Source organism: Pseudoalteromonas byunsanensis, from assembly GCF_001854475.1.
In the GTDB taxonomy this organism is placed as follows: Bacteria; Pseudomonadota; Gammaproteobacteria; order Enterobacterales; family Alteromonadaceae; genus Pseudoalteromonas; species Pseudoalteromonas byunsanensis.
Window position 1 is genome coordinate 128,030 of the sequence record NZ_MNAN01000018.1, and the last position, 22,916, is coordinate 150,945.

21 protein-coding genes are annotated in these 22,916 nt (G+C 41.8%); 8 read left to right on the plus strand and 13 right to left on the minus strand.

What is annotated here, in order from left to right; all coding sequences use genetic code 11:
• The first annotated feature begins 71 nt into the window (after nucleotides 1-71).
• On the plus strand, nucleotides 72-953 hold the full coding sequence (locus tag BIW53_RS02710) for a LysR family transcriptional regulator (protein WP_070990281.1): 882 nt from the start codon (nucleotides 72-74) through the stop codon (nucleotides 951-953).
• Here the strand turns inward: BIW53_RS02710 and BIW53_RS02715 are convergent.
• Nucleotides 892-2,586 (minus strand): SulP family inorganic anion transporter, encoded by a 1,695-nt coding sequence (locus tag BIW53_RS02715; RefSeq protein ID WP_070990282.1) that lies wholly within the window; start codon nucleotides 2,584-2,586, stop codon nucleotides 892-894. The two genes, BIW53_RS02710 and BIW53_RS02715, sit on opposite strands and share 62 nt — an antisense overlap.
• Before the next feature lie 156 nt (nucleotides 2,587-2,742).
• Here BIW53_RS02715 and BIW53_RS02720 point away from each other — a divergent pair, with 156 nt between their 5' ends.
• The 4 genes from BIW53_RS02720 (at nucleotide 2,743) to BIW53_RS02735 (ending at nucleotide 6,405) form a co-directional block, all read left to right on the plus strand.
• Nucleotides 2,743-3,954 (plus strand): lipoprotein-releasing ABC transporter permease subunit, encoded by a 1,212-nt coding sequence (locus tag BIW53_RS02720; RefSeq protein WP_070990283.1) that lies wholly within the window; start codon nucleotides 2,743-2,745, stop codon nucleotides 3,952-3,954.
• Entirely contained in the window at nucleotides 3,947-4,636 is a 690-nt protein-coding gene (gene lolD, locus BIW53_RS02725; RefSeq protein ID WP_070990284.1) for a lipoprotein-releasing ABC transporter ATP-binding protein LolD, read from the plus strand. Before BIW53_RS02720 ends, lolD begins: the two co-directional genes overlap by 8 nt.
• Nucleotides 4,629-5,858: a lipoprotein-releasing ABC transporter permease subunit gene (locus BIW53_RS02730; protein ID WP_070990285.1), complete on the plus strand. Its 1,230-nt coding sequence runs from the start codon at nucleotides 4,629-4,631 to the stop codon at nucleotides 5,856-5,858. Before lolD ends, BIW53_RS02730 begins: the two co-directional genes overlap by 8 nt.
• A gap of 118 nt (nucleotides 5,859-5,976) precedes the next feature.
• Nucleotides 5,977-6,405, plus strand: a complete 429-nt coding sequence (locus BIW53_RS02735; RefSeq protein WP_070990286.1) for a DUF4826 family protein — start codon at nucleotides 5,977-5,979, stop codon at nucleotides 6,403-6,405.
• Here BIW53_RS02735 and BIW53_RS02740 read toward each other — a convergent pair.
• From BIW53_RS02740 to BIW53_RS02765, 6 genes are all read right to left on the minus strand, one after another.
• Nucleotides 6,389-6,847 carry a GNAT family N-acetyltransferase gene (locus BIW53_RS02740; RefSeq protein ID WP_070990287.1) on the minus strand — a complete coding sequence of 153 codons (459 nt, stop codon included), beginning with the start codon at nucleotides 6,845-6,847 and terminating at the stop codon, nucleotides 6,389-6,391. The two genes, BIW53_RS02735 and BIW53_RS02740, sit on opposite strands and share 17 nt — an antisense overlap.
• Nucleotides 6,848-7,003: 156 nt before the next feature.
• Nucleotides 7,004-8,167: a cupin domain-containing protein gene (locus BIW53_RS02745; protein ID WP_070990288.1), complete on the minus strand. Its 1,164-nt coding sequence runs from the start codon at nucleotides 8,165-8,167 to the stop codon at nucleotides 7,004-7,006.
• 64 nt (nucleotides 8,168-8,231) lie between these two features.
• Nucleotides 8,232-9,602 carry an adenylosuccinate lyase gene (purB, locus tag BIW53_RS02750; protein WP_070990289.1) on the minus strand — a complete coding sequence of 457 codons (1,371 nt, stop codon included), beginning with the start codon at nucleotides 9,600-9,602 and terminating at the stop codon, nucleotides 8,232-8,234.
• Nucleotides 9,603-9,637: 35 nt separating this feature from the next.
• Nucleotides 9,638-10,240 (minus strand): high frequency lysogenization protein HflD, encoded by a 603-nt coding sequence (gene hflD / locus BIW53_RS02755; protein WP_070990290.1) that lies wholly within the window; start codon nucleotides 10,238-10,240, stop codon nucleotides 9,638-9,640.
• The gene (mnmA, locus tag BIW53_RS02760; RefSeq protein WP_070990291.1) at nucleotides 10,240-11,340 is read right to left on the minus strand and encodes a tRNA 2-thiouridine(34) synthase MnmA; all 1,101 of its coding nucleotides are present in this window, start codon (nucleotides 11,338-11,340) and stop codon (nucleotides 10,240-10,242) included. Before mnmA ends, hflD begins: the two co-directional genes overlap by 1 nt.
• A gap of 82 nt (nucleotides 11,341-11,422) precedes the next feature.
• Complete coding sequence (locus BIW53_RS02765; RefSeq protein WP_084228047.1) at nucleotides 11,423-12,064, minus strand: pseudouridine synthase; 642 nt, start codon at nucleotides 12,062-12,064, stop codon at nucleotides 11,423-11,425.
• A gap of 147 nt (nucleotides 12,065-12,211) precedes the next feature.
• On the opposite strand from BIW53_RS02765, the gene BIW53_RS02770 reads away from it, so the two are divergent.
• Entirely contained in the window at nucleotides 12,212-14,239 is a 2,028-nt protein-coding gene (locus BIW53_RS02770; protein WP_070990292.1) for a TonB-dependent receptor plug domain-containing protein, read from the plus strand.
• A gap of 54 nt (nucleotides 14,240-14,293) precedes the next feature.
• Here BIW53_RS02770 and BIW53_RS02775 read toward each other — a convergent pair whose 3' ends face one another.
• A complete protein-coding gene (locus BIW53_RS02775; protein WP_070990293.1) occupies nucleotides 14,294-16,516 on the minus strand; it encodes an NADP-dependent isocitrate dehydrogenase in 2,223 nt (740 codons plus the stop codon).
• A gap of 269 nt (nucleotides 16,517-16,785) precedes the next feature.
• On the minus strand, nucleotides 16,786-17,004 hold the full coding sequence (cspD, locus tag BIW53_RS02780) for a cold shock domain-containing protein CspD (protein WP_070987032.1): 219 nt from the start codon (nucleotides 17,002-17,004) through the stop codon (nucleotides 16,786-16,788).
• A 199-nt stretch (nucleotides 17,005-17,203) separates the two neighbouring features.
• Here cspD and clpS point away from each other — a divergent pair, with 199 nt between their 5' ends.
• The gene (gene clpS, locus BIW53_RS02785) at nucleotides 17,204-17,521 is read left to right on the plus strand and encodes an ATP-dependent Clp protease adapter ClpS (RefSeq protein ID WP_070987030.1); all 318 of its coding nucleotides are present in this window, start codon (nucleotides 17,204-17,206) and stop codon (nucleotides 17,519-17,521) included.
• Nucleotides 17,522-17,550: 29 nt separating this feature from the next.
• Nucleotides 17,551-19,815, plus strand: coding sequence for an ATP-dependent Clp protease ATP-binding subunit ClpA (gene clpA, locus BIW53_RS02790; protein WP_070990294.1), 2,265 nt, complete (start codon nucleotides 17,551-17,553; stop codon nucleotides 19,813-19,815).
• 171 nt (nucleotides 19,816-19,986) lie between these two features.
• Here the strand turns inward: clpA and infA are convergent, their stop codons facing one another.
• The 4 genes from infA to trxB form a co-directional block, all read right to left on the minus strand.
• Nucleotides 19,987-20,205, minus strand: a complete 219-nt coding sequence (gene infA / locus BIW53_RS02795) for a translation initiation factor IF-1 (protein ID WP_058029687.1) — start codon at nucleotides 20,203-20,205, stop codon at nucleotides 19,987-19,989.
• Nucleotides 20,206-20,350: 145 nt separating this feature from the next.
• Nucleotides 20,351-21,064 (minus strand): arginyltransferase, encoded by a 714-nt coding sequence (locus tag BIW53_RS02800; protein ID WP_070990295.1) that lies wholly within the window; start codon nucleotides 21,062-21,064, stop codon nucleotides 20,351-20,353.
• Nucleotides 21,057-21,773: a leucyl/phenylalanyl-tRNA--protein transferase gene (gene aat / locus BIW53_RS02805; RefSeq protein ID WP_070990296.1), complete on the minus strand. Its 717-nt coding sequence runs from the start codon at nucleotides 21,771-21,773 to the stop codon at nucleotides 21,057-21,059. The genes BIW53_RS02800 and aat overlap by 8 nt, the downstream gene beginning before the upstream one ends.
• 85 nt (nucleotides 21,774-21,858) lie before the next feature.
• Nucleotides 21,859-22,812, minus strand: coding sequence for a thioredoxin-disulfide reductase (trxB, locus tag BIW53_RS02810; RefSeq protein WP_070990297.1), 954 nt, complete (start codon nucleotides 22,810-22,812; stop codon nucleotides 21,859-21,861).
• Nucleotides 22,813-22,916: the final 104 nt, after the last annotated feature.

Consider the following 22,916-nt stretch of genomic DNA (forward strand, 5'->3'; position numbering starts at 1 on the left):
ACCTAAGTATAATTAGTTTATTATTTTTGATAATATCAATATAAATAAAACACTTTTACGTATATGTAATAATGGACAGATGGACTGGTATCGATGAGTTTGTAGCTGTAGCAACATTAGGCTCATTTACCCATGCGGCTAAAAAACTAAATACCTCTGTGGCGCAAATAAGCCGAAGAGTAAAAGAGCTGGAGCAGCAGCTAAATCATCAATTACTTACCCGGACTACGCGAACTCTAACTCTGACTCAAGAAGGAAAGGTATTCCTTACTCATGCAAGACACCTACAACATGCTTATGATGATGCTACTTTGGCACTGCGACAAAGAGATCAACAGCCATCTGGCGTGTTAAAACTCACCGCCCCAGTTATGTATGGTGAGCATTATATTATGCCAATGGTAAGTGACTTTATGCGTAAATACCCTAAAGTCAGTATTGAGATGGTGTTAAGTAATGAGCAGTTAGACATTGTAGCAATGGGCATAGATGTGGCTATTCGACTTGGAAACTTAAAAGACTCTAGTCTAAAAGCGCGCAGACTTTCGTGGCGAAATACCCTCGTGTGTGCTGCACCCGATTATCTTGCGAACCATGGACAGCCACATAGTCTAAATGAACTGACTCAGCATAACTGCTTAATTGGGAACAGCAGAACTTGGCGTTTTTTAGATGGGGGTAAAGAGCGTAATATTACAATACATGGCAATTTGACATGTAATAGTGGTTGGTCTTTGTTAGATGCAGCTTGCAAGGGCATTGGATTGGTTCAGCTACCGCATTACTACGTTCAAGAAGCCGTTAATGAGCAAAGACTGATTGAAGTGTTACCTCATTTTAGGCCAGAGCCGGAGGGGGTCTGGGCGCTATATCCGCCCAGACAATATATGCCTACGAGCTTACGTTTGTTACTTGATTATTTGGCTGAGCAGTTTGCTCGTTTGGCGCCATAGCTGCAAGTGCACAATTGAGGGCCTCTTCACGGCTCTGACAGAAGGCGCTGCCGCCTAATCGTTCATTGATATTGAAACGATGCAATTGCTCGCTGGTTTGTGGGTTTGGAGAATAGATAAATACCTCACAGTTTGCATCTAGTGCATCAATAATGGCGTTTTCAAGCGCTAAGCTTACTGTGACATCTAACATCGGTACATCGCTTAGGTCCAGTACCATCGCTCTATACTTGGCAATATCACGGTGTTGTCTGGCAATTGCTTTTGAAACACTGAAAATCATAGGGCCAGAGAGATAAAAATAGAGCAATTGGCCCTGTGCTTGATTGAAAAGCTCGCGCTCGTGCTTGTTCATTGGCACATCGTCATCGCTATCGCTGATGGCTTTAACTTGCTCAGCCTGTACCTGGCTTAATCGTTCGATTACTATGATATTTGAGATAAATACGCCCAACCCTACAGCCACCATTAAATCAACAAATACCGTCAGTAGCATAACGCCATACATGATGGCCATTTGCATCAGACTTAATTTGTGGGCACGCTGAATAAAGCTCCAGTCCAAAATATTAAAGCCTACATATACAGCAATACCTGCTAGTACGGCCATTGGGATTGGTTCAGTCAGGCTTCCGGCAACGAATACAACGGCCATTAAAATCAACGCTCTGATGATACCAGCAGCAGGAGAGCGTGCGCCGACTTGTATGTTAACTACAGTTCCCATCGTAGCACCGGCACCTGGCAGCGCACCAAATAAGCCAGATATCATGTTTGCGATACCTTGACCTCTTAGTTCCTTATCAGAGTTGTGTTCGGTACGGGTTAAACTATCGCCAATCACAGCGGTAAGAAGTGTATCGATACAACCTAACGTGCCTAAGATAAGAGCATCGATGACCATTTCAGTAAAAACTTCAGCACCAAAGGTGGGAAAAACGATATCGGGTAATCCACTGGGAATTTCACCTATGCGACGAATACTGTCAGTGTCAAAAAAGATAATTGAAAACAAGGTAACGGCAATTAATGCAACCAATTGAGCGGGAACATACTGGCGGTATTTTTCAGGTAGATAAAAGAGGATCCCTAGAGTTAAGACACCCAAGAGCAACTCTGAAAAATGTAGGCTCATTATCAGTTCTGGCAACATTGATAGTGTGCCAACAACACCACCAGGAGGAGCTTTATGGCCAAGCAGAGGAGCGATTTGTAGGATGATTAAAATCACCCCAATACCAGACATAAAACCTGAAATAACACTATAAGGCATTAATGTTACATACTTACCGAGTTTGAGAGTACCAAGTAAAATTTGAAAGGCACCTGCCATCATGACAACGGTAAACCCCATGGCCATACCAGTTTCTGGGTATTTAGCCATCATGGTTGTTAAAACTGCGGTCATAATGACCGTCATCGGACCTGTTGGTTCAGAGATCAAGGAGGTAGAGCCGCCGAATAAAGCAGCGAAGAGGCCAACGAGTATTGCGCCCCACATACCAGCTTCGGCACCAGCGCCGGAAGCCACACCAAAGGCGAGAGCTAATGGAAGGGATATAATCGCGGTAGTCACACCACCGAACAAATCCCCCTTTAAATTCATGTGCTTAAATCTAGATAAAGACAACATAAAACTTCCATGCCGTGAGATTTCAGGCATTTTACACTAAAAATCTCATTTAACTATTGGATATCCAATATTTTTTTACAATTTGTGACGTACCAAAGCTCTGCGGGTTTGTGGTAGTATGCGTTGCATTAACCTCAAACATAATCAAAATCAAATATGTTTCAGCCAGTCAGCCTATTCGTTGGCTTAAGGTATGCTACGGCAGCCAAAGGTAACGCATTTATTTCTTTTATATCGTTTTTCTCTATAGCCGGAATCTCATTGGGATTAATGTCATTGATCACAGTTAGCTCTGTGATGAATGGCTTTGAGCAAACACTGAAAACCGCCATGCTTGACTTGATCCCCCATGTACAAGTCAAGCACACTGCTGCGTCACAGCAACAGAGTCAGTCGTTAATGGCTGAACTGATAACAAAACAACAAGTAAAGCGTGTTCAACCGTATTTGACCTCAGATGTCATTCTGCAAACCAACAAAGAGTTGGTTGGTGTACGATTGCAAGGGGTGTTTGAAGGCTACAATAACCCCGTTGAGCATTATGTTTATAATGGTTCCACTCAACGTTTAGTCTCCCAAAAGTACCAGTTGATGATCAGTCGTTATCTAGCCAGTAAACTCTCTGTTGGGGTTGGTGAAGAAGTTCGTGTGATTATGCCTGATGTGACAAGTTATACACCTCTTGGGCGCGTACCGATGCAGAGGTTGTTTCGCGTGGCAGCAATTTACGACTCAAATAGTGAAGCGGATACGAGCCTCGCCTTTGCTGATGGACAAAGCCTAGCTCGATTAATGCGCCGTTCGGATAGCACTCAATATGATGTCAGTATTACTTTGCATGATGCCTTCTCACTGTCTGAGTTTTATGAGGAAATGCCTAACCTGAAACAGCAATATGTTGTTGATGATTGGCAGTCACAACAAGGCACCTTGTTTGCCGCCGTTGCTATGGAAAAGCGGATTATGTCACTGTTACTAGGCCTAATAGTTATTGTTGCTATTTTTAATATTCTTTCTGCGCTTTCAATGATGGTTCGAGAAAAGCAAGGGGAGGTGGCTATTTTACAAACTCTTGGCTTTACACCGACTATGATCGGACGAGTTTTCATGGTCCAAGGTCTATACAATGGTCTTATTGGTACTGGGATTGGTGTGTTTTTCGGACTGCTTGTGGCCAACTATATAAATGAAATTTTAGAGTTTACCGGGCTTTCTCTGTTGGGGGGCGCCAGTTTGCCAGTTGTTTTTTCAACGTCAGGTTTACTAATGATGACGTTGGTAAGTATTGCCTTAAGCTTTATTGCAACACTTTATCCAGCGAAAAAGGCAGCAAGTGTATTACCAGCTGAGGTTTTAAGATATGAGTGATTTAGTTATTGATTGTAAGAAGTTGGGAAAATCTTACCAAGATGGGAAAGCACAGGTTGAAGTGCTAAAGGGTGTCGACCTCAAAATTAAACAGGGAGAAATGCTTGCTATCGTTGGGAGTTCGGGCTCTGGAAAAAGTACCTTGCTCCATATCCTCGGTACTTTAGATACCGCATCGTCAGGTACCGTAACTATTAAAGGTGTAGAGGTCGCAAAGTTATCCCGAGCAAAGCAAGCTGAGTTTCGTAACCAACACATGGGATTTATTTACCAGTTTCATCACCTTTTGATGGAGTTCACTGCATTAGAGAACGTTGCAATGCCACTTTTGATAAGGGGAATGAGTGCCAAGCAAGCTGAACCAGAAGCGCTTGCTATGTTGCAACGTGTTGGGCTAGAAAAGCGCGCATCTCATAAACCCTCAGAGTTGTCAGGGGGAGAACGACAGCGTGTAGCGATCGCGCGAGCACTTGTTACTAAACCTGCATTGGTGTTGGCTGATGAACCTACGGGGAATTTAGATAAGCATAATGCTATTAATATCTATGAACTACTTGCAGAGCTCAATCATCAGCTTAATACCAGTTTTGTGGTGGTGACTCATGATTTGGAGTTGGCAGAAAAACTTGGCCGTAGCGTTCAACTCGACGATGGAGTGATTGCTGAGGTTAGTCATGCTTAGCGCATTTTTGAGTAAGCGCTTTCGTCAAGCTAAAAGGCGAACTGGGATCGTCAGCTTACTGAGCAAAGCATCAACGTTGGGTGTAATGTTAGGGGTAACTGTTTTAATAGTCGCCTTGTCGGTAATTAATGGCTTTGAGCAGCAGTTAGAAGAGCGGCTACTTTCAGTTGTGCCACACGTTAGCTATCAGGCACCATATGACCCGATAACCGATTGGCCTAAGAAGGTAGAGACACTAGAGTCTCATCCAAATATTGTTGCTGCAACGCCAGAGATTAACTTAACTGCTATGGTGCAGTATAAGGGTAAGCTCAAGGCTTCACAGCTAAAAGCTATAGTGCCTCATTTACACCATAAAGTTTCTAATGTCGGTCGTTATATTCAGGGCAAAGCCATCTCACAATTAGCCGCCAATGAAGTTATTTTGGGGTCTAAAATTGCACAAAGACTTAATGCCCAAATTGGTGACAAAGTAACTTTATTAGTAGCTAACCAGCATGCAGAGCAGCCTCTCGCAGCGCCAAAAAGGCTTACTTTGCAAGTCGTTGCGACTATCAATATGGGTGGACCAATTGATGAGACTTTGACTCTAACCCATATAAGCGCCTTGCAAAAAACACTGGGGTTGGACAAGAATCAAGCTAGCGGACTTCGCGCAAAAGTTAATGATGTATTCAACGCACATGATATAGCGATGAGTGCGGGCCAAACTATTCCTGACTTAGTATATGTGAATAGCTGGTTTAGAACCCAGGGAAGCTTATATCAAGATATTCAGATGGTTAGAACGATTGTATTCTTGGTTGTGTTTTTAATTATTGCGGTGGCAAGCTTTAACATAGTGTCATCTATGGTGATGGAAGTAAAAGACAAACAAGCTAATATCGCAATTTTAAAAACCATGGGTGCCAAAGATAGTACGATATTTGCAACTTTTGCATTGCAAGGTGTAACGTACGCGACAATCGGTGCTTTTATTGGAACGCTTTTTGGGGTTTTAATGGCGATAAATCTGCCAGATTTATTCAATGCAATTTATTCGGATCCAAACAGTAATCCACTGGCCGGCGTATATTTTGTTGAATTTTTACCGTCAAAATTGGTTTGGTCAGATATTTTTATTACTCTGACTGTGACACTCTTGCTGGCAATACTTGCAAGTGTTTACCCTGCATGGCAGGCAACCAAAACAGATCCTGCACAAGTGTTGGGTAACAACTAGAAAAGTGCGATAGTGGTTACGCGCGTGCAATATAGAATGTTACTTTGCTGGTACTTGCAAGCGAGTTCGTAAACCCGTACATTACTGGCACAGTACCAGCTTAGATAAGAAGTAAGTCATGAGCGAACAACAATTAACAACACAACAAATAGAAGAACTCGAAAGACAATGGCAAAGAGAGTGTTTCCAAAACGCTCAAAAACACTTGGCCGAGAAAGGTATCATCCCAAGTACGGTGTTTGATACACAAAGCCGCTTTTTAGCGCCACTTTGTGCAATTTGGAAAATGAAGGCGCAAAATGGTAAAAATTATTGGGTTATCACAGGTCGCTTACCCACTGATCACATGGAAGCAAGTGCGGCAAAAACAGCTCGAGAAGCTATTAAGTACTTTTCATATCGTTGGCAGTTGAAAGCAGATGATATTTTAGCCACAAGCGGCCAAGACCAAACGCAAGTTAAGTTTGCTAACTTACTTGTTGATAGAGCCCATGGATTATATGAAATTGCTGAAAAAGAGCAACTTTGGGCTAATGAAGCATCGTAAAGGGTTCGGTATTAAATGAGGTAATAGGGCACCTGAGCTTTTGTCTTGGGATCCCTGCCTCCATAAATACACACCCTTGTTTTAAAAATCCGCTTTCTACGAAGTTAGGCACTTCATCAAGTATGCAATTAACATAAATTGTATCTAACCCCTTTTGACTCGCCAAAAGAACAAGAAAGTTCAGCAGTGAAGCATATGCTTCTCTGTTGCGATGAGATTGAATCACGGCTATTCTGCTAATCAAACCATCGGGGCTTAACCTGCCTGTGCCTATTGCTTCATTCTCTTCACTATGAATAATTACATGTTCCGACAATGCGTCTAACGAGTCAAATTCAACTTCTTTCGGAATGTGAAGCTCATATACAAATACTCGCTCACGAATTTGCTTTAGTAGCGCCTTTTTTTGAAGCCAACTAACCTTGTCAACATGGTAACTCATGATTCCTCCACCGAATACACAATGAATTTGCGCAGGTTACCAAGTTATTAAGTGCCTATTTTTGCAGCTATTTAATTACTGTGTTAGTGTTTGCACGTAATAAATAAAAACCTAAATCAACTTGGCAACAGTCACAGTTTGAACGCCCTTGTTGAGCTATTCAAACTCATCGCCTTCTTGTAAGTAATACGTTCCCTCATTAACCAGTTTAGTTAAGGTTTTCATAAATTCCAAACAACTTAATGAATCTTTAAGTTGTGATACTGTAAATTCAGTTTCATCGGTCAACAGTTTTACACCTTCCAGAGTTTCCAGTGGCAATGTATGGGTCTGTCCATTGACGCTTAGTAATATAGAATTACTTAAAATTTGATATATCGAGCGAACACCGCCTGCACGCATAATGACCTCACCTGTTTGTAGGTAGTCTAGTAACTTATCTGCGCTTAAAGGTTCATCTAGTGGTGCTAAGTCCATGTCATGCTTAGGTTGACTAATCATACTCCCAAACCAATCTCTGAAAGTATCATTATCTAACAGTGCGTTTTGCATCAGTTGACGAACGTTGGTGATTTCAGCATCGCTGATTTGGCCAATAGATGTTGGTGTGAGCAAATCAGGGTCGCTGTAACGTGTACTACCGAGTTCATGATCGATAAGATAATCAGCGAAGTCTGATATTAAATCTTTTTGATCTGGTGCTCTGAAGCCAACTGAGTAGTTAAGCGCATTTTCAACTGCGTATCCTTCATGAGGGCAGCCTGGTGGAATATATAGGATGTCACCTGGTTCCAATATGACGTCAATAATTGCTTCAAATGGCTCAACTTGAAGTAGCGATTTATTTTGTGCAAATTGCTTTAAGTTACGATCAGGTAAACCGACTCGCCAGTGCCTTTTGCCTTGGCCTTGAATAATGAACACATCATACTGGTCTAAATGTGGTCCAACACCTCCGCCTGGCGTTGAGTAGCTGATCATCAAGTCATCAATTCGCCAGTTGGGGATAAACCTAAAAGGTGTTAGCAATTGAGCGGCTTCAGGGTGCCAGTGATCAACCGCTTGAACCAAAAGGGTGCTGTTTTGGGGCGTAAGTAGAGTGAAGTCTTCGAAAGGCCCGTGGTGAGCTTGCCAATCATTATTATGGTTGGTGATCAAACGAGATTCAATACTTTCCTCCATCGCTAATCCAGCAAGCTCTTCTGGCTCAATTGGATCAACAAAATTGCTGAAACCGGATTTAATTAGTAAAGGTTGTTTTTGCCAATACTGTGACAAAAATTGCGCTGTGGTCAGACTATTAATACTCAGTTTGTACATAATTTTTCCATAAAAAAAGCGAAAGAAATGCTTCTTTCGCTTTATAGCTTAATTTGCTTCTAAGTTATACCAGCTCGTCAATAAAAGCTTCAGCACGGCCAATATAGTTAGCCGGTGTCATTTGCTTCATTTGTGCTTTTACATCTTCAGGTAGCTCTAAGCCATCAATAAACTCAGCCATGATTGCTTGATTTACACGTTTGCCACGTGTTAGCTCTTTAAGCTTTTCATAAGGCTTTTCGATGCCGTATTTACGCATAACTGTTTGGATTGGCTCTGCTAGGAGTTCCCAGTTTTGATCAAGTTCTTCAAGTAACTTATCAGCGTTAACTTCAAGTTTACTTACGCCTTTAAGGGTTGCTTGATACGCGATGAGAGCATAACCCATACCGACACCTAGATTACGTAAAACTGTCGAGTCGGTCAGGTCTCGTTGCCAACGAGAAACTGGTAGCTTCTGAGCTAGGTGAGCAAAAATAGCATTTGCTAGACCAAGATTACCCTCGGAGTTTTCAAAATCGATAGGGTTAACCTTATGTGGCATGGTGGATGAACCAATCTCGCCAGCTACGGTTTTCTGTTTGAAGTGATTAAGTGCAATATAGCCCCAAACATCACGATCGAAATCAATTAAAATGGTGTTGAAACGTGCGATCGCATCGAATAACTCTGCAATGTAATCATGTGGCTCGATCTGTGTGGTAAATGCATTCCACGTTAGGCCAAGGCTTGTTACAAACTGTTCAGCGTGTGCGTGCCAGTTATAATCAGGGTAAGCACTTAAGTGTGCATTATAGTTACCAACTGCACCGTTAATTTTACCAAGAATGCCTACTTGAGCAATCTGTTCACGTTGGCGCTGAAGACGAACGTAAACGTTAGCAAACTCTTTACCCATAGTTGAAGGAGATGCGGGCTGACCATGTGTACGTGTCATCATCGCAACAGAGCGGTACTCAATAGCCTTGTCTTTAATCGCTGAAAGTAACTCGTCACAATAAGGTAATAATACCTTGTCACGAGCTTCGCTTAGCATTAAGCCGTGAGACAGGTTGTTAATGTCCTCAGATGTACAAGCGAAATGAATAAACTCATTAATTGCGTTGAGTTCTGCATTATCAGCAACCTTCTCTTTCAAAAGGTATTCAACAGCTTTAACGTCATGGTTTGTGGTACGTTCTATCTCTTTTACTCGAGCAGCATCAGCTTCACTAAAGTTATCAACAATGCTGTCTAATAACGCGTTAGCTTCATCGCTAAATGCAGGTACCTCGGCAATGCCTGGGGCTTTGGCTAGTGCTTGTAACCAACGTACTTCTACAGTGACACGGTACTTAATTAAGCCAAACTCACTGAAGATGCCACGTAATTCGGTAGTTTTACTGCCGTAGCGACCATCCACTGGAGAGATAGCGGTTAACGCTGAAAGCTCCATAATTTCTCCTAAACTAATTGGTTTTGAACGATGTTTTAAATTCTTTTTTGCGCTTCAGCGATAATTTTCTTCTTGCCGAAGAAAAACTGGCGACGCTTGCCACCTAATTGACGCCAAAGCACAGCACTACGAATACCCGCAAGCAGTAGCGCTCTAACTCTTTGCTGAATTGCTGTTTGCTTTAACAATTCAGGTTGACCAAATACCTGGATCTTTTGCCCAAGGGGACTAATCACTTCACCATAAATATCAGCAAGAGCTGCAATAATAGTGTCATCGTAAAGACTAAAGTGTTGTAACTGGCGTTCTACATCTTTAAGACGTTTGGCTAGCATATCGAGCGCTTTCTTATTACTAGATAAAGCTCTTTCCAACTGCATCAAACTGCCCACATATTTAACCATTTCTACGTCTTTTTCACCTTGTGGGGTTAATTGTGCAAGCAAGGTGCGATACCCTGACTTTAATGCAAAGTGGTCAGGGTAAACGTCTTCTGGATTATCTGGGTTTAAGTTAACGATACTTTGTAAAAAGCTCTCAACTTCCCGCTCATTAAATTGACCAAACTTAGCCGCTTTTTGAACTAAGTGTGTTATTTGGCACATAGCCGCAAGTGGCATTACATAATTTGCTGCCATTACTTAATCACCGAGTCAATAATTCCACCGCCTAAGCAAACTTCATTCGCATAGAAGACAGCTGACTGGCCTGGTGTGACTGCTTTTTGGGGGTTATCAAACAGTACTCGTGCCATACCGTCTTCGCCAACGAGCAAGGTACATGGAATATCTGTTTGGCGGTATCGAGTTTTCACGGTACAGCGAGTGGTGCCTTTAGGTCCGATACGATCAACCCAATGAAGTTGGTTAGCATTCAAACCATTGCTGAATAGGCGAGGGTGGTCTTTACCTTGTCCCACCACCAAAACGTTGCGTTCAATGTCTTTGTCAACAACATACCAAGGCTCACCATTGCCTTCTTTCATTCCACCAATAAGCAACCCTTTGCGCTGACCAAGAGTATGATACATAAGACCTTCATGCTCACCAACCTCGTTGCCTTCAGTATCTTCTATTTTACCAGGTTGGGCCGGGAGAAACTTTTGTAGAAAATCTTTAAATTTGCGCTCACCGATAAAACAAATACCAGTACTGTCTTTTTTGTCGTGTGTAATTAAATCTTGTTCCTCAGCGATACGGCGCACCTCTGGTTTAGCAATATCACCCACAGGAAACAGTGTTTGAGCTATATGTTCATGGCTTAATGTATATAAGAAGTAACTCTGATCTTTGTTATCATCAAGACCACGACACATGACAAATTTACCGTTACGTTCTTCTCTACGTACGTAATGACCCGTGGCAATGTAATCGGCGCCCAGAGCTTGTGCAGCGAATTCCAAAAACGCTTTAAACTTGATCTCTTTGTTACACATGATATCGGGGTTTGGCGTGCGACCTGCTTTGTACTCTGCTAAAAAGTACTCAAAGACATTGTCCCAGTATTCTGCTGCAAAGTTTACCGTATGCAGTTCTATACCTAGTTTGTCACAGACAGCTTGCGCATCCTTTAGGTCTTCAGCGGCGGCGCAATATTCATCATTATCATCTTCTTCCCAGTTTTTCATGAACAGACCCTCAACCTGATAGCCTTGCTCTTTTAATAGGTACGCTGAAACAGAAGAATCAACACCGCCGGACATGCCAACGATGACTTTAATGTGACTATTATCGCTCATAATTTTTGCTGTAAATCTACCTGATATGGAAAGGCCGTGATTATAGCACGCAAAAGCCTGCCGCTAAAAGTCGAGATCTTTATCAATACTCGCTTAGTACCTTATATTCGCCATTTTTTAGTCCTTCGAGCGTATATTTTCCAATTTTTGCTCTAATTAATCGCAAAGTTGGGTGGCCTACATGAGCTGTCATTCTTCTCACTTGGCGGTTTTTACCTTCACTGATGCTAATGCTCAACCACGTTGTGGGAATATTCGCTCGTTCTCTAATCGGTGGGACTCTTGGCCAAATATTAGGTTCGTCGATCACTTTTACTGTGGCTGGTCGCGTCATGCCGTCTTTGAGTTCAACGCCCTCTGAAAGCGCTTTAATCGCTTCATTTGACGGAACTCCTTCGACTTGTACCCAGTAGGTTTTAGTGGTCTTTTGAGTCGGATTGGTTAATTTGTGCTGCAACTTTCCACAATTGGTCAAAAGCAAAAGGCCTTCACTGTCTCTGTCTAAGCGTCCAGCTGCATAGACACCTTTGTACGTAATGTAATCAGCGAGCGTTGCTCGGTTAGCATCATCGGTAAATTGACACAAGACGTCATAGGGCTTGTTGAACAAAATTACTTTTACTTGTTCTGGAGGCAGAGCAGGTTTGACAGAGCGTTTCTTTTGAAGTTTGTTCTTATGCTTATTTTTATTACTGCTATTGAACTGTATGCGGGGCTTGTTCATGTTTTCACCGATTGATAGTAACGCAATGAATTGTAACACCGCCTGCGATAGCAACAAAGACTCACATTATCCAATGTTTTACGTGACAAATGAAAGGGATGTAACTAATTTGTAAGTATTAATTTAAAATAAACTTGATATGTGTCTATGACTAAAGCACTTTGCGTCTATTTCACCTCCTTATTGGGCGTATTTACGTTACATAACAATGTCGCCGCAGAAGAAGAATTATACGGTATGTCGCTTGAACAGTTGCAAAACGTTTCCGTAACAATCGCAACCAAGACAAATACTCAGCTCAAATATGCACCTTCTACGGTCAGTTATTTTTCAAAACAGCAGATCCGACAGTTAGGTATTGAAACACTCAGCGAGCTATTTGCACATATTCCCGGCTTTTATTCAATGTATAACTCAACTGAAGGAAACCAGTCTTACCTGATCACGCGGGGGCATCCTCAAAAGTATGCGAATACGCTTTTGGTTTTAATTAATGGACAACGTCTAAATGAAGATTATACCGGCGGAATAAACTACATTGATAGGTTTGTCAGTTTACATAATGTTGAAAAGGTAGAAGTTATTCGCGGACCAGGGTCAACTCTATATGGTTCGAATGCATTTAACGGTGTAATAAATGTAGTGACAAAGATTGAAAATAATATAGAGGTTGCTGTTGGTTCTTTTGCAAGGCGGGAAATTCATGGAGGATTTAACCATAGCAGCGAAGGGTTATCATTTGGCATTGATGCACGCCTATATGAGGATGGCGGTGATACCTTAGGCAACGTGTTTGATAGGTTTAATATTCAAACATCAACAAATGATGCACATAAGGCCAGTCAACTTGAAACCTATCTATCTTATGCAGGTTTTACGCTAAGAAATCATTATTTTAATTCAAAGCGTAACAATCATTACTTATTTCGCCGGTTGAGAGATGGGACGGCTGAGCTGGAAACCAAGCATTGGTTATCTCGACTTGAATATCAAAAGAATCATGATAATGACTCGATGCTTAAGGTTGGGCTTGAGTATTCTAAAGCAAAGCGCAAGTCGCTCACAGCTCTTGAGCTCAAAGGAGTCGGGCCGTTTACGCGAGCTGATTTCTTATTTGGTGAAAACTTTACTCATGATTCTTATCGGGCAAGTGTTGATTACAGTTATCAGCTATTTGATGATCATAGAATTTCGACGGGAATTGAGCTTGTTCGCTCCCAAGTGCCAGGGGGATATTTGCGCAGTAATTATAATATCTATGGAGACCTTGAGTACTTTGGACATGTTGTAGAACTGACTGCGCCAGAGCAGCGAATTATTTCTGATAATCAGCGACGTATTAAAATGATGTACGCCCAACTAGAGTCTGTTTGGAATGAGAAATGGCGCTCAACAATTGGCTTACGCAGAGATTCCTACAATGATGTGGATGATAAAACAAACCCTAGGGCAACGTTAATCTATGCTCCAAATGAACAACATACGTTTAAATTCATTTACGGTGAGGCTTATAGAGTTCCGTCACTTGGAGACTTGTATGATGAAGAAAGTGGCTTAACTCTAGGAAACAAAAACCTAAATCCAACAACGCTCAGGGCTGTGGAGCTTGTTCACCAATATGTGGGAGAGAATTTTTCGATCAGTTCCAGTTTTTTCAGAAACGATATTGATGACCTTATAGATTTTCGTACTGATGGAGATAACGTATTTTTAGATAACATAGCTAGTAACACTACACGTGGTGTCGAAATAGACTGGCAATTAAGACTGTTTACCAAAGTACAGTTAAAAGGGTTTATTACTCATTTATTTAGTAACCAAACTCGTAGTGAAGAAGAGCAACAAATTAACCCTTCAGACATGCTTGTTCCCAGAACGTATAGCATGACATCTCTTATGTACTACCCGAATCAAAACTGGAGTGTTTCAGTGTCAGTAAATGGAAGGGGGACGGTAGAGGTCTTGTCTGATAAAGATTCAAGTACGGTAGTATCGGCTGCTGTTAATTACCAACTTAACGACAACATGTCATTATCACTGAATGTGAACAACGCATTAGATTCAAATTACAGTACCAGCGCGATTATCCCATTTGGTGAAAAGAACAATCGGCCATTTGGTGAGTATCAAGCAAGAGGGCGTAACGTTTCGCTGTCTTACCGATATCTGTTTTAGCGTACACATAAAGAAAAAGCCTGCATGTGCAGGCTTTTATAAGTTTGCTAAAGCTTATACTAACTTAGCTAAGATTTCATTGAATGTGTTGCTAGGGCGCATTGCTGCGAACGCCAGCTCATCATTTGGCTGATAATAGCCACCCACATCCATAGATTTACCTTGTGCACCGTTAAGCTCAGCTACAATAGTTTGCTCTTGTGCTTCTAAATCGCGGGCAATTTCTTTGAACTGCGACTGCAATTGCGTATCTGTTGTTTGGGCAGCAAGAGCTTGAGCCCAGTAAAGAGATAGATAGAAGTGACTGCCACGGTTATCTAGCTCGTTTACTTTACGCGAAGGTGACTTGTTTTCATCTAAAAACTTGCCAGTTGCTTGGTCGAGTGTATCTGCCAATACTTGTGCTTTTGCATTACCTGTTGCTTGGCTCAAGTGTTCTAAAGACGCTGCTAAAGCAAGGAACTCACCCAAAGAATCCCAACGTAAGTGGTTCTCTTTTTCAAACTGTTGAACGTGTTTTGGTGCAGAACCACCTGCGCCAGTTTCAAATAGGCCACCACCATTCATTAGAGGCACGATAGATAGCATTTTGGCGCTTGTACCAAGTTCAAGAATTGGGAAAAGATCTGTTAGGTAGTCACGTAGTACGTTACCAGTTACAGAAATTGTGTCTTCACCATTTTTCATGCGCTCAAGAGAGTATAACGTCGCATCCACTGGAGCTTTGATTAAAAGCTCAAGTCCGTCAGTATCGTGCTCTGGTAAGTATGCCTGAACTTTCTTGATTAACTGTGCATCGTGAGCGCGGTTTTCATCTAACCAGAATACCGCAGGTACGCCAGTGGCGCGAGCACGGTTTACAGCCAGTTTCACCCAATCTTTAATAGGAGCGTCTTTTACCTGACACATACGCCAGATATCGCCCTGTTCAACATCGTGCTGAAGTAAGACATTGTCATTGCTGTCTACGACGCGAATAATACCTGCCGCTGGAGCTTCAAATGTTTTGTCGTGCGAACCGTACTCTTCTGCTTTTTGCGCCATTAGACCAACGTTAGGGATTGTGCCCATGGTACGAGGATCAAATGCACCATTTTTCTTACAGAAATCAATAGTTGCCTGATATACGCCAGAATAACAACGATCTGGGATCACGAAACAGGTGTCTTGTTGTTTACCTTCAGCATTCCACATTTGACCGCTAGTACGAATTGCCGCAGGCATTGAAGCATCAATGATCACGTCGCTAGGAACATGTAGGTTCGTGATACCGCGATCTGAGTCAACCATTGCAATGCTAGGGCTTGATTCGTATACCGCTGCGATATCAGCTTCAACTTCTTGACGCTTAGCATCATCAAGCTGTTGAATTTTAGAATACACATCACCTAAGCCATTGTTTACATCTACACCTAGTTCAGTGAACAGAGCGGCATGCTTAGTAAATACTTCTTTGTAGAAAACTTTAACAGCATGGCCAAAGATAATTGGATCTGATACTTTCATCATGGTTGCTTTCATATGCAACGAGAACAGCACGCCTTTGTTTTTAGAAGAAGCGATTTCACCAGCTAAAAACTCTTGTAAAGCTGAAATGCTCATGCGTGAAGCGTCAATGATTTCACCCGCTAGTAATGGAGTGCTGGCTTTTAAGACAGTAATATCGCCATTATTTGCAACGTGCTCAATACGAACATCTGTCGCTTCAGTGACCGTCGTAGATTGTTCAGAGCCAAAAAAGTCTCCGTCAGTCATGCTTGCTACATATGATTTTGAATCCGCAGACCAGGCACCCATTGAATGTGGGTTTTTACGGGCATAAGCTTTAACAGAAGCAGGAGCACGACGATCCGAGTTACCTTCGCGCAATACTGGGTTTACTGCACTACCTTTGATTTTGTCATAGGTCGCTTTGATTTGAGCTTCTTTGTCATCTTTTGGTTCAGCTGGGTAGTCTGGCAGTGCGTAACCTTTTTCTTGTAACTCTTTAATAGTTGCACGTAACTGAGGAATCGAAGCACTGATATTGGGTAACTTAATGATGTTAGCCTCTGGTGTTTTCGCAAGTTCACCTAGTTCTGAAAGTGCGTCGTTGATACGCTGCCCTTCAGTTAAAAACTCAGGGAAGTTTGCAATAATACGTCCAGCAAGAGAAATATCACGAGTCTCTACTTCTACGCCAGCGGCATTGGTGTAAGCTTGAATGATCGGAAGCAATGAGTATGTGGCAAGAGCCGGAGCTTCATCGGTTTTAGTGTAAATAATTTTTGATGTCATCATCATTCCTAGATTTGTGGCTTTTCGCCATTCAACAATGCAAAGGGAATGCTATGTTGCCTAAGGCAACAGGTTATAGCAAGTTTGTTAGATATTTTCACTTTGCACGTAAATAAAAATATCTAACCTACCTAACGACAACGAGCGCTATTGTAGCAAGCAATATAGATGAGGGCTAATTAGAAATTTTAAAGGGGAAGGAACAAAAATTATAAGGAATATGAAGCGAGCAACAATCGCGGCCCGCTTCCGATAGCCAAAAACTACAACTAAGCTAACTCTTCATCACGTGGAGCAATGTTGGTAGCGTGAAGACCTTTAGGACCTTCTTGTAGCTCGAATGTTACATCCTGACCAGCTTTAAGCGTTTTGTATCCATCCATTACAATCGTTGAGTAATGGGCGAAGATATCTTCCTCACTGCCGTCTTCTACGATGAAACCAAACCCTTTGGCATTGTTGAACCATTTGACTTTTCCGCAAGCCATACTTCTACATCCTTCTATAAGTTGACTAATTTAGTTAATCTAAACTTTATAATTTGCTAGACTGCCCATAGATTAAGCAATCTAATAGGACTGTAGTTTAAATGAGCAGTCAGTCAAGTTTTTTAACGTGTTTTTTAACATTTTATTTATTTTTTAATTCAAGTTTGCTTGAGTTACCAAGACAAGACTATATTTAATTATGAGTGGGACGAAAGAATCAGGTGTGATAGACACGGTACGCGAAAGTGCAAAGCAAAAGCTAAGCCCACCGCGTAAGTACAAGGTCATTTTGAACAACGACGATTACACGCCAATGGAATTTGTAATTGAAGTTTTAATGACTTTTTTTAATATGGATAGCGAAAGAGCAACTGAGGTGATGCTGAAAGTGCATCATGAGGGAAAAGCTGTATGTGGTATATATCCTGCAGATATTGCCCACACCAAGGCTGAGCAGGTCAATCGTTACGCTCGCGACCATGAGCATCCGTTGCTATGTAGTTGTGAGCAAGAATAACCTTTTTAATTCTCGTTTGGGGGTTGCCAATGCTAAATAAAGATCTAGAAGTTACCTTAAACGCCGCTTTTCGCGAGGCGCGTACGCGTCGCCATGAATTCATGACTGTTGAACATTTATTATTGGCGCTAATTGATAACCCATCAGCAGGAGAGGCGTTGGGCGCCTGCGGGGTGGACATAGAAAATTTAAAACGGGAATTGTCAGAATTTATTGACGAAACAACTCCGGTTATTCCCGATTTAGAAGAAGATAGAGAAACACAGCCAACGTTGGGCTTCCAGCGAGTATTACAGCGTGCAGTGTTTCATGTACAGTCATCAGGTCGTAGTGAAGTTACCGGGGTTAACGTACTGGTAGCGATTTTTTCAGAACAAGAGAGCCAAGCAGTTTATTTGTTGAAAAAAAGCGATATCAGCCGCCTCGATATTGTTAACTTTATTTCTCACGGTATTTCAAAAGTCGATGAGGAATCTGACCACGATGACCATGAAGATATTCATGAAGATTCGAATGAAGTTCAAAATGAAGAAAAGACTAAACTTGAGAACTTTACAACCAACCTCAATACGTTAGCTCAAGCGGGACAAGTAGACCCGTTAGTGGGCCGTGATGAAGAAGTAGAGCGTACAGTGCAGGTTTTATGTCGTCGTAAGAAAAATAACCCATTACTTGTAGGGGAAGCTGGTGTAGGTAAAACAGCCATAGCCGAAGGACTTGCGTATCGTATTATCAACAAGCAAGTTCCAGAAGTTATTGAAGATGCGGTTGTTTATTCACTAGACATGGGGGCTTTACTTGCGGGGACTAAATATAGAGGTGATTTTGAGAAACGCTTCAAAGCGCTGCTTAAAGAATTACAGTCTAAACCTCAGGCAATATTATTCATCGATGAAATACATACGATTATAGGCGCTGGTGCAGCTTCAGGTGGGGTGATGGATGCATCAAACTTGATCAAGCCACTGCTTTCTAGCGGCCAGCTCCGTTGTATGGGATCCACAACCTATTCTGAATTTAAGAATATTTTTGAAAAGGACCGCGCATTAGTCCGTCGATTCCAGAAAATTGATGTGGTTGAACCCAGTGTGGCAGATACAACTAAAATTTTGTACGGACTTAAAGAACGTTATGAAGAACATCATGGTATTCGCTACACGCAAAAGGCACTTAGAGCTGCAGCTGAGCTAAGCGCTAAGTACATCAATGAACGCCACTTGCCTGACAAAGCAATAGATGTAATTGATGAAGCAGGTGCTAATCAGCGTCTACAGCCAGCGTCAAGACGCAAGAAAACAATTGGTGTTTCTGATATTGAAATGATCGTATCAAAAATAGCGAGAATTCCTCAGCAAAGTGTTTCTAACAGTGATAAGGAAACCTTGAAGAATTTAGATCGTAACTTGAAAATGCTGGTGTTTGGTCAAGATCAATCTATCGATGCACTAACATCAGCCATACGCTTGTCTCGTTCAGGACTTGCCAATGAAGACAAACCCATAGGCTCATTCTTGTTTGCTGGCCCAACAGGGGTGGGTAAAACAGAGGTTACTAAACAGCTAGCCAAATGTATGGGCGTTGAGTTTATTCGTTTTGATATGTCTGAATATTCTGAGCGCCATGCTATTAGCCGCTTGATTGGTGCCCCCCCAGGCTACGTTGGATTTGAGCAAGGTGGGTTGTTGACCGATGCTGTGATCAAACATCCACACTCGGTAGTGCTCCTAGACGAAATAGAGAAGGCACACCCGGATATTTACAATATCTTACTTCAAGTTATGGACCACGGTACATTAACCGATAATAACGGTCGTAAAGCTGACTTCAGAAATGTGGTTGTGGTTATGACGACTAATGCTGGTGTTCAAGAAACTATTCGCAAATCCATTGGTTTCCAAGAACAAGACCATTCTCATGACGCGATGGTTGAAATCAATAAGGTGTTCGCTCCTGAGTTTAGAAATCGACTCGATAACATCATTTGGTTTAATCATCTTGAAAAAGAGGTTATTTTGCAAGTTGTTGATAAGTTTGTGGTGGAACTACAAGCTCAACTTGATAAGAAGTCAGTTAATCTGGAACTCACTTCAGCGGCCCGTGAGTGGCTTGGTGACCTTGGTTACGATAAAGCTATGGGAGCAAGACCTATGGCAAGAGTTATCCAAGACAAGCTGAAGAAGCCGCTTGCTAACGAGATTTTGTTTGGCAAGCTCAGTGATGGTGGTAGTGTCAAAGTTGGTGTCAAAGGTGGCGAGTTAGATTTTAGATATGAGTCTAATTTAGTGTCAGCATAGGATCAAAACTTTGAACGTCAAAAAGCCTAGCGAATGCTAGGCTTTTTGTTATATATCGAATACTCACCGATAGTCACTATGACTTGTCATTTAAATACAATAGGCAAATGCAAGCGAAGTATACAACTTAGAGTTGTAGGCTTATTTACGGCAGGTTTCTACACGGTTCGATTAACGAGCGCGGAAGACAATGCGTCCTTTGGTTAAGTCGTACGGTGTCATTTCGACCGTAACTTTGTCACCAGTAAGAATACGGATATAGTTTTTGCGCATTTTACCTGAAATATGAGCAACCACCACGTGACCATTTTCTAGCTCAACGCGGAACATTGTATTTGGTAAAGTATCAAGGACTGTGCCTTGCATTTCAATTACGTCTTCTTTCGCCATGTGTAGCGTAACACCTCTTTGAATAATTAAACGCTGGAGATTTTGCCCAAAAGCTGGCAATAAGTAAAGGTAAGGGTCAAAAATTTGTTATTTAAATAGCCAATTTAAGCTCTTTTGTACTTACAAGGCACAGATTGTCCAATTATTAAGGTGGATCTTGCTCAACCCAAACATCGTTTACAAATCTTTGCGCAGGCAAAAATTGAGCTTTATAGCGCATTTTTTTACAGCTATCGATTTGATATCCCAAATAGACAAACTCTTTGTCTAGTTTTTTAGCGTGTTCTATCTGCGCCATTATCATAACGTTCCCAAGGCTATAATTTTCATATTCAGGGTCAAAAAAGGTGTAAATGGCGGATAGTGCGTTTGGCATAGTATCTGTCACTGCAACAGCAATAAGCGTGTCGTGATGCCAAAGTTCAATAAAGGATATAGGCAACCATTGGCAAAATAAGAAGCTCTCATATTGCAGTTTGTTTGGTGGATACATGCTGCCATCACTGTGTCGAAGCGAAATGTACTTTTCATAAAGTGGATAATATTCTTCTCGCTCTTTATGACTGACCGAAAATGAGAAATCCCCGGTTATTTTTTTAAATTTACGTTTTTGTGATTTTGAAGGGGTGAAGAGCTTTGCTGGAATACGAACTGACTGACACGCACTACACTTTGGACAATGAGGGCGGTAAATTTGATCTCCGCTACGCCTGAACCCCAATTCTAACAGCGCTTCAAAGCGTGCTGGGGTGTAGCAGCTTGGGTCTAAAATCACTAATAGCTGCTCGTTTTGCTGAGGCAGATAACTGCAACTAAACTGCTGACTTAAACCAATTTTAGAGGGAAAATGTTCAGTCATAAATGTCGTCCAATGTTTGAGCAAGCCACATTGTTTCTGGCACCTTAAATTGTGCCGCTATGTTAAGTCTAGTCAAGAATTCATCACGGGATATAACTTTTGCACCTAAACTTGTTAAATAAGGATTTTCTAGTTGGCAGTCGATAAAATGGGCGTTATGTCTTTTCAACCAATTGGTCAATGCCCACATGGCCAACTTAGAAGCATTGGGCTGATAAAAGAACATTGACTCACCACAAAACACACCGGATTGCATCACACCATACAAACCGCCAATAAGGCGCTTGTCTTGCCACAGCTCAAGACTATGTGCAAAGCCTTGTTCGTGGGCATTCTGATAAGCTAATAACATATCGCTGTTTATCCATGTTCCTTCTTTGTGAATACGTTGCATCCGGCAAGCTTTGATAACGTCACTAAAGGCGGTATTAACCGTAACAGTTGGACTCAACTGACGTAGGGCCTTTTTTAAAGAGCGGTTAACATGAAAATCGTCAAGCTCGATGATCCCTCGGTTACTAGGTGACCACCACATAATTGGCTCGTTTTCATTGAACCAAGGGAATATACCGTTAGCATAGGCTACTTTTAATCGAGCGATACTTAAACATCCGCCAATCGCTAACAATCCATCAGGGTCTTTTAATGCATATTTACATGGCGGAAAAAAAGTGTCGTGCAGGTTTAGGTGGAATAGTTGTTGTGTCATATAAAGACGTAATGGCTTCTGATAGAGCTAAAATAGCGTAAAACAGCGATAAATAAAATGGGAGCATTTGCTCCCATTCTCAGATTTATTTCAAGTTATCTAAATAACGTTCTGCATCTAACGCAGCCATACAGCCTGTACCAGCAGAGGTGATCGCTTGACGATAGATATGGTCTGATACGTCACCTGCTGCGAAAACACCTTCAACGCTCGTTTGTGTAGCATTGCCATTAAGGCCAGATTGGACTATTAGGTAGCCATCTTTCATTTCAAGCTGACCTGCAAACATATCTGTGTTTGGCTTGTGACCGATGGCAATGAAAACACCAGCCAGGTCTAACTGTTCTGTGTTGTCTGAATCTGTATCTTTAATACGGATGCCAGTCACACCCATCTCGTCGCCTAATACTTCATCTAAAGTTCGATTTAAATGTAGTACTACATTACCATTTTTAGCTTTTTCATGCAGACGATCAGAAAGGATTTTCTCACTTCTAAACGAATCTCGGCGATGAATTACGTGAACTTCTTCTGCGATGTTAGATAAGTATAAAGCTTCCTCTACGGCAGTATTACCACCGCCAACAACCGCGACTTTTTGCCCACGATAGAAAAAACCATCGCAAGTTGCACAGGCGGAAACTCCGCGTCCTTGGAACGCAGTTTCAGATTCCATACCAAGGTACTTAGCTGAAGCGCCAGTAGCAATGATGAGCGCATCACACGTATATGTGCCTTGGTCGCCTGTTAACGTGAAAGGACGCTGAGTCACATCTACTTTATTAATGTGGTCAAAGATAATTTCTGTCTCGAATCTTTCAGCATGTTCTTTCATGCGATCCATAAGCGCAGGACCTGTTAAACCGTGAGCATCACCTGGCCAGTTTTCAACTTCAGTTGTTGTGGTTAATTGTCCACCTTGTTGCATACCAGTGATCAATACTGGGTTTAAGTTTGCACGTGCCGCATAAACAGCAGCTGTGTAGCCAGCGGGGCCCGAGCCTAAAATAAGCAGTTTACAGTGTTTCACATCACTCATGAGTCATTCCTAAAATTTATATACCGAGGATCAATGAGGTCGATTCTATGTAATTCAACCTAGATGTAAAATAAAAGCGTAATTTCATTTTTCCCCAAATCGTA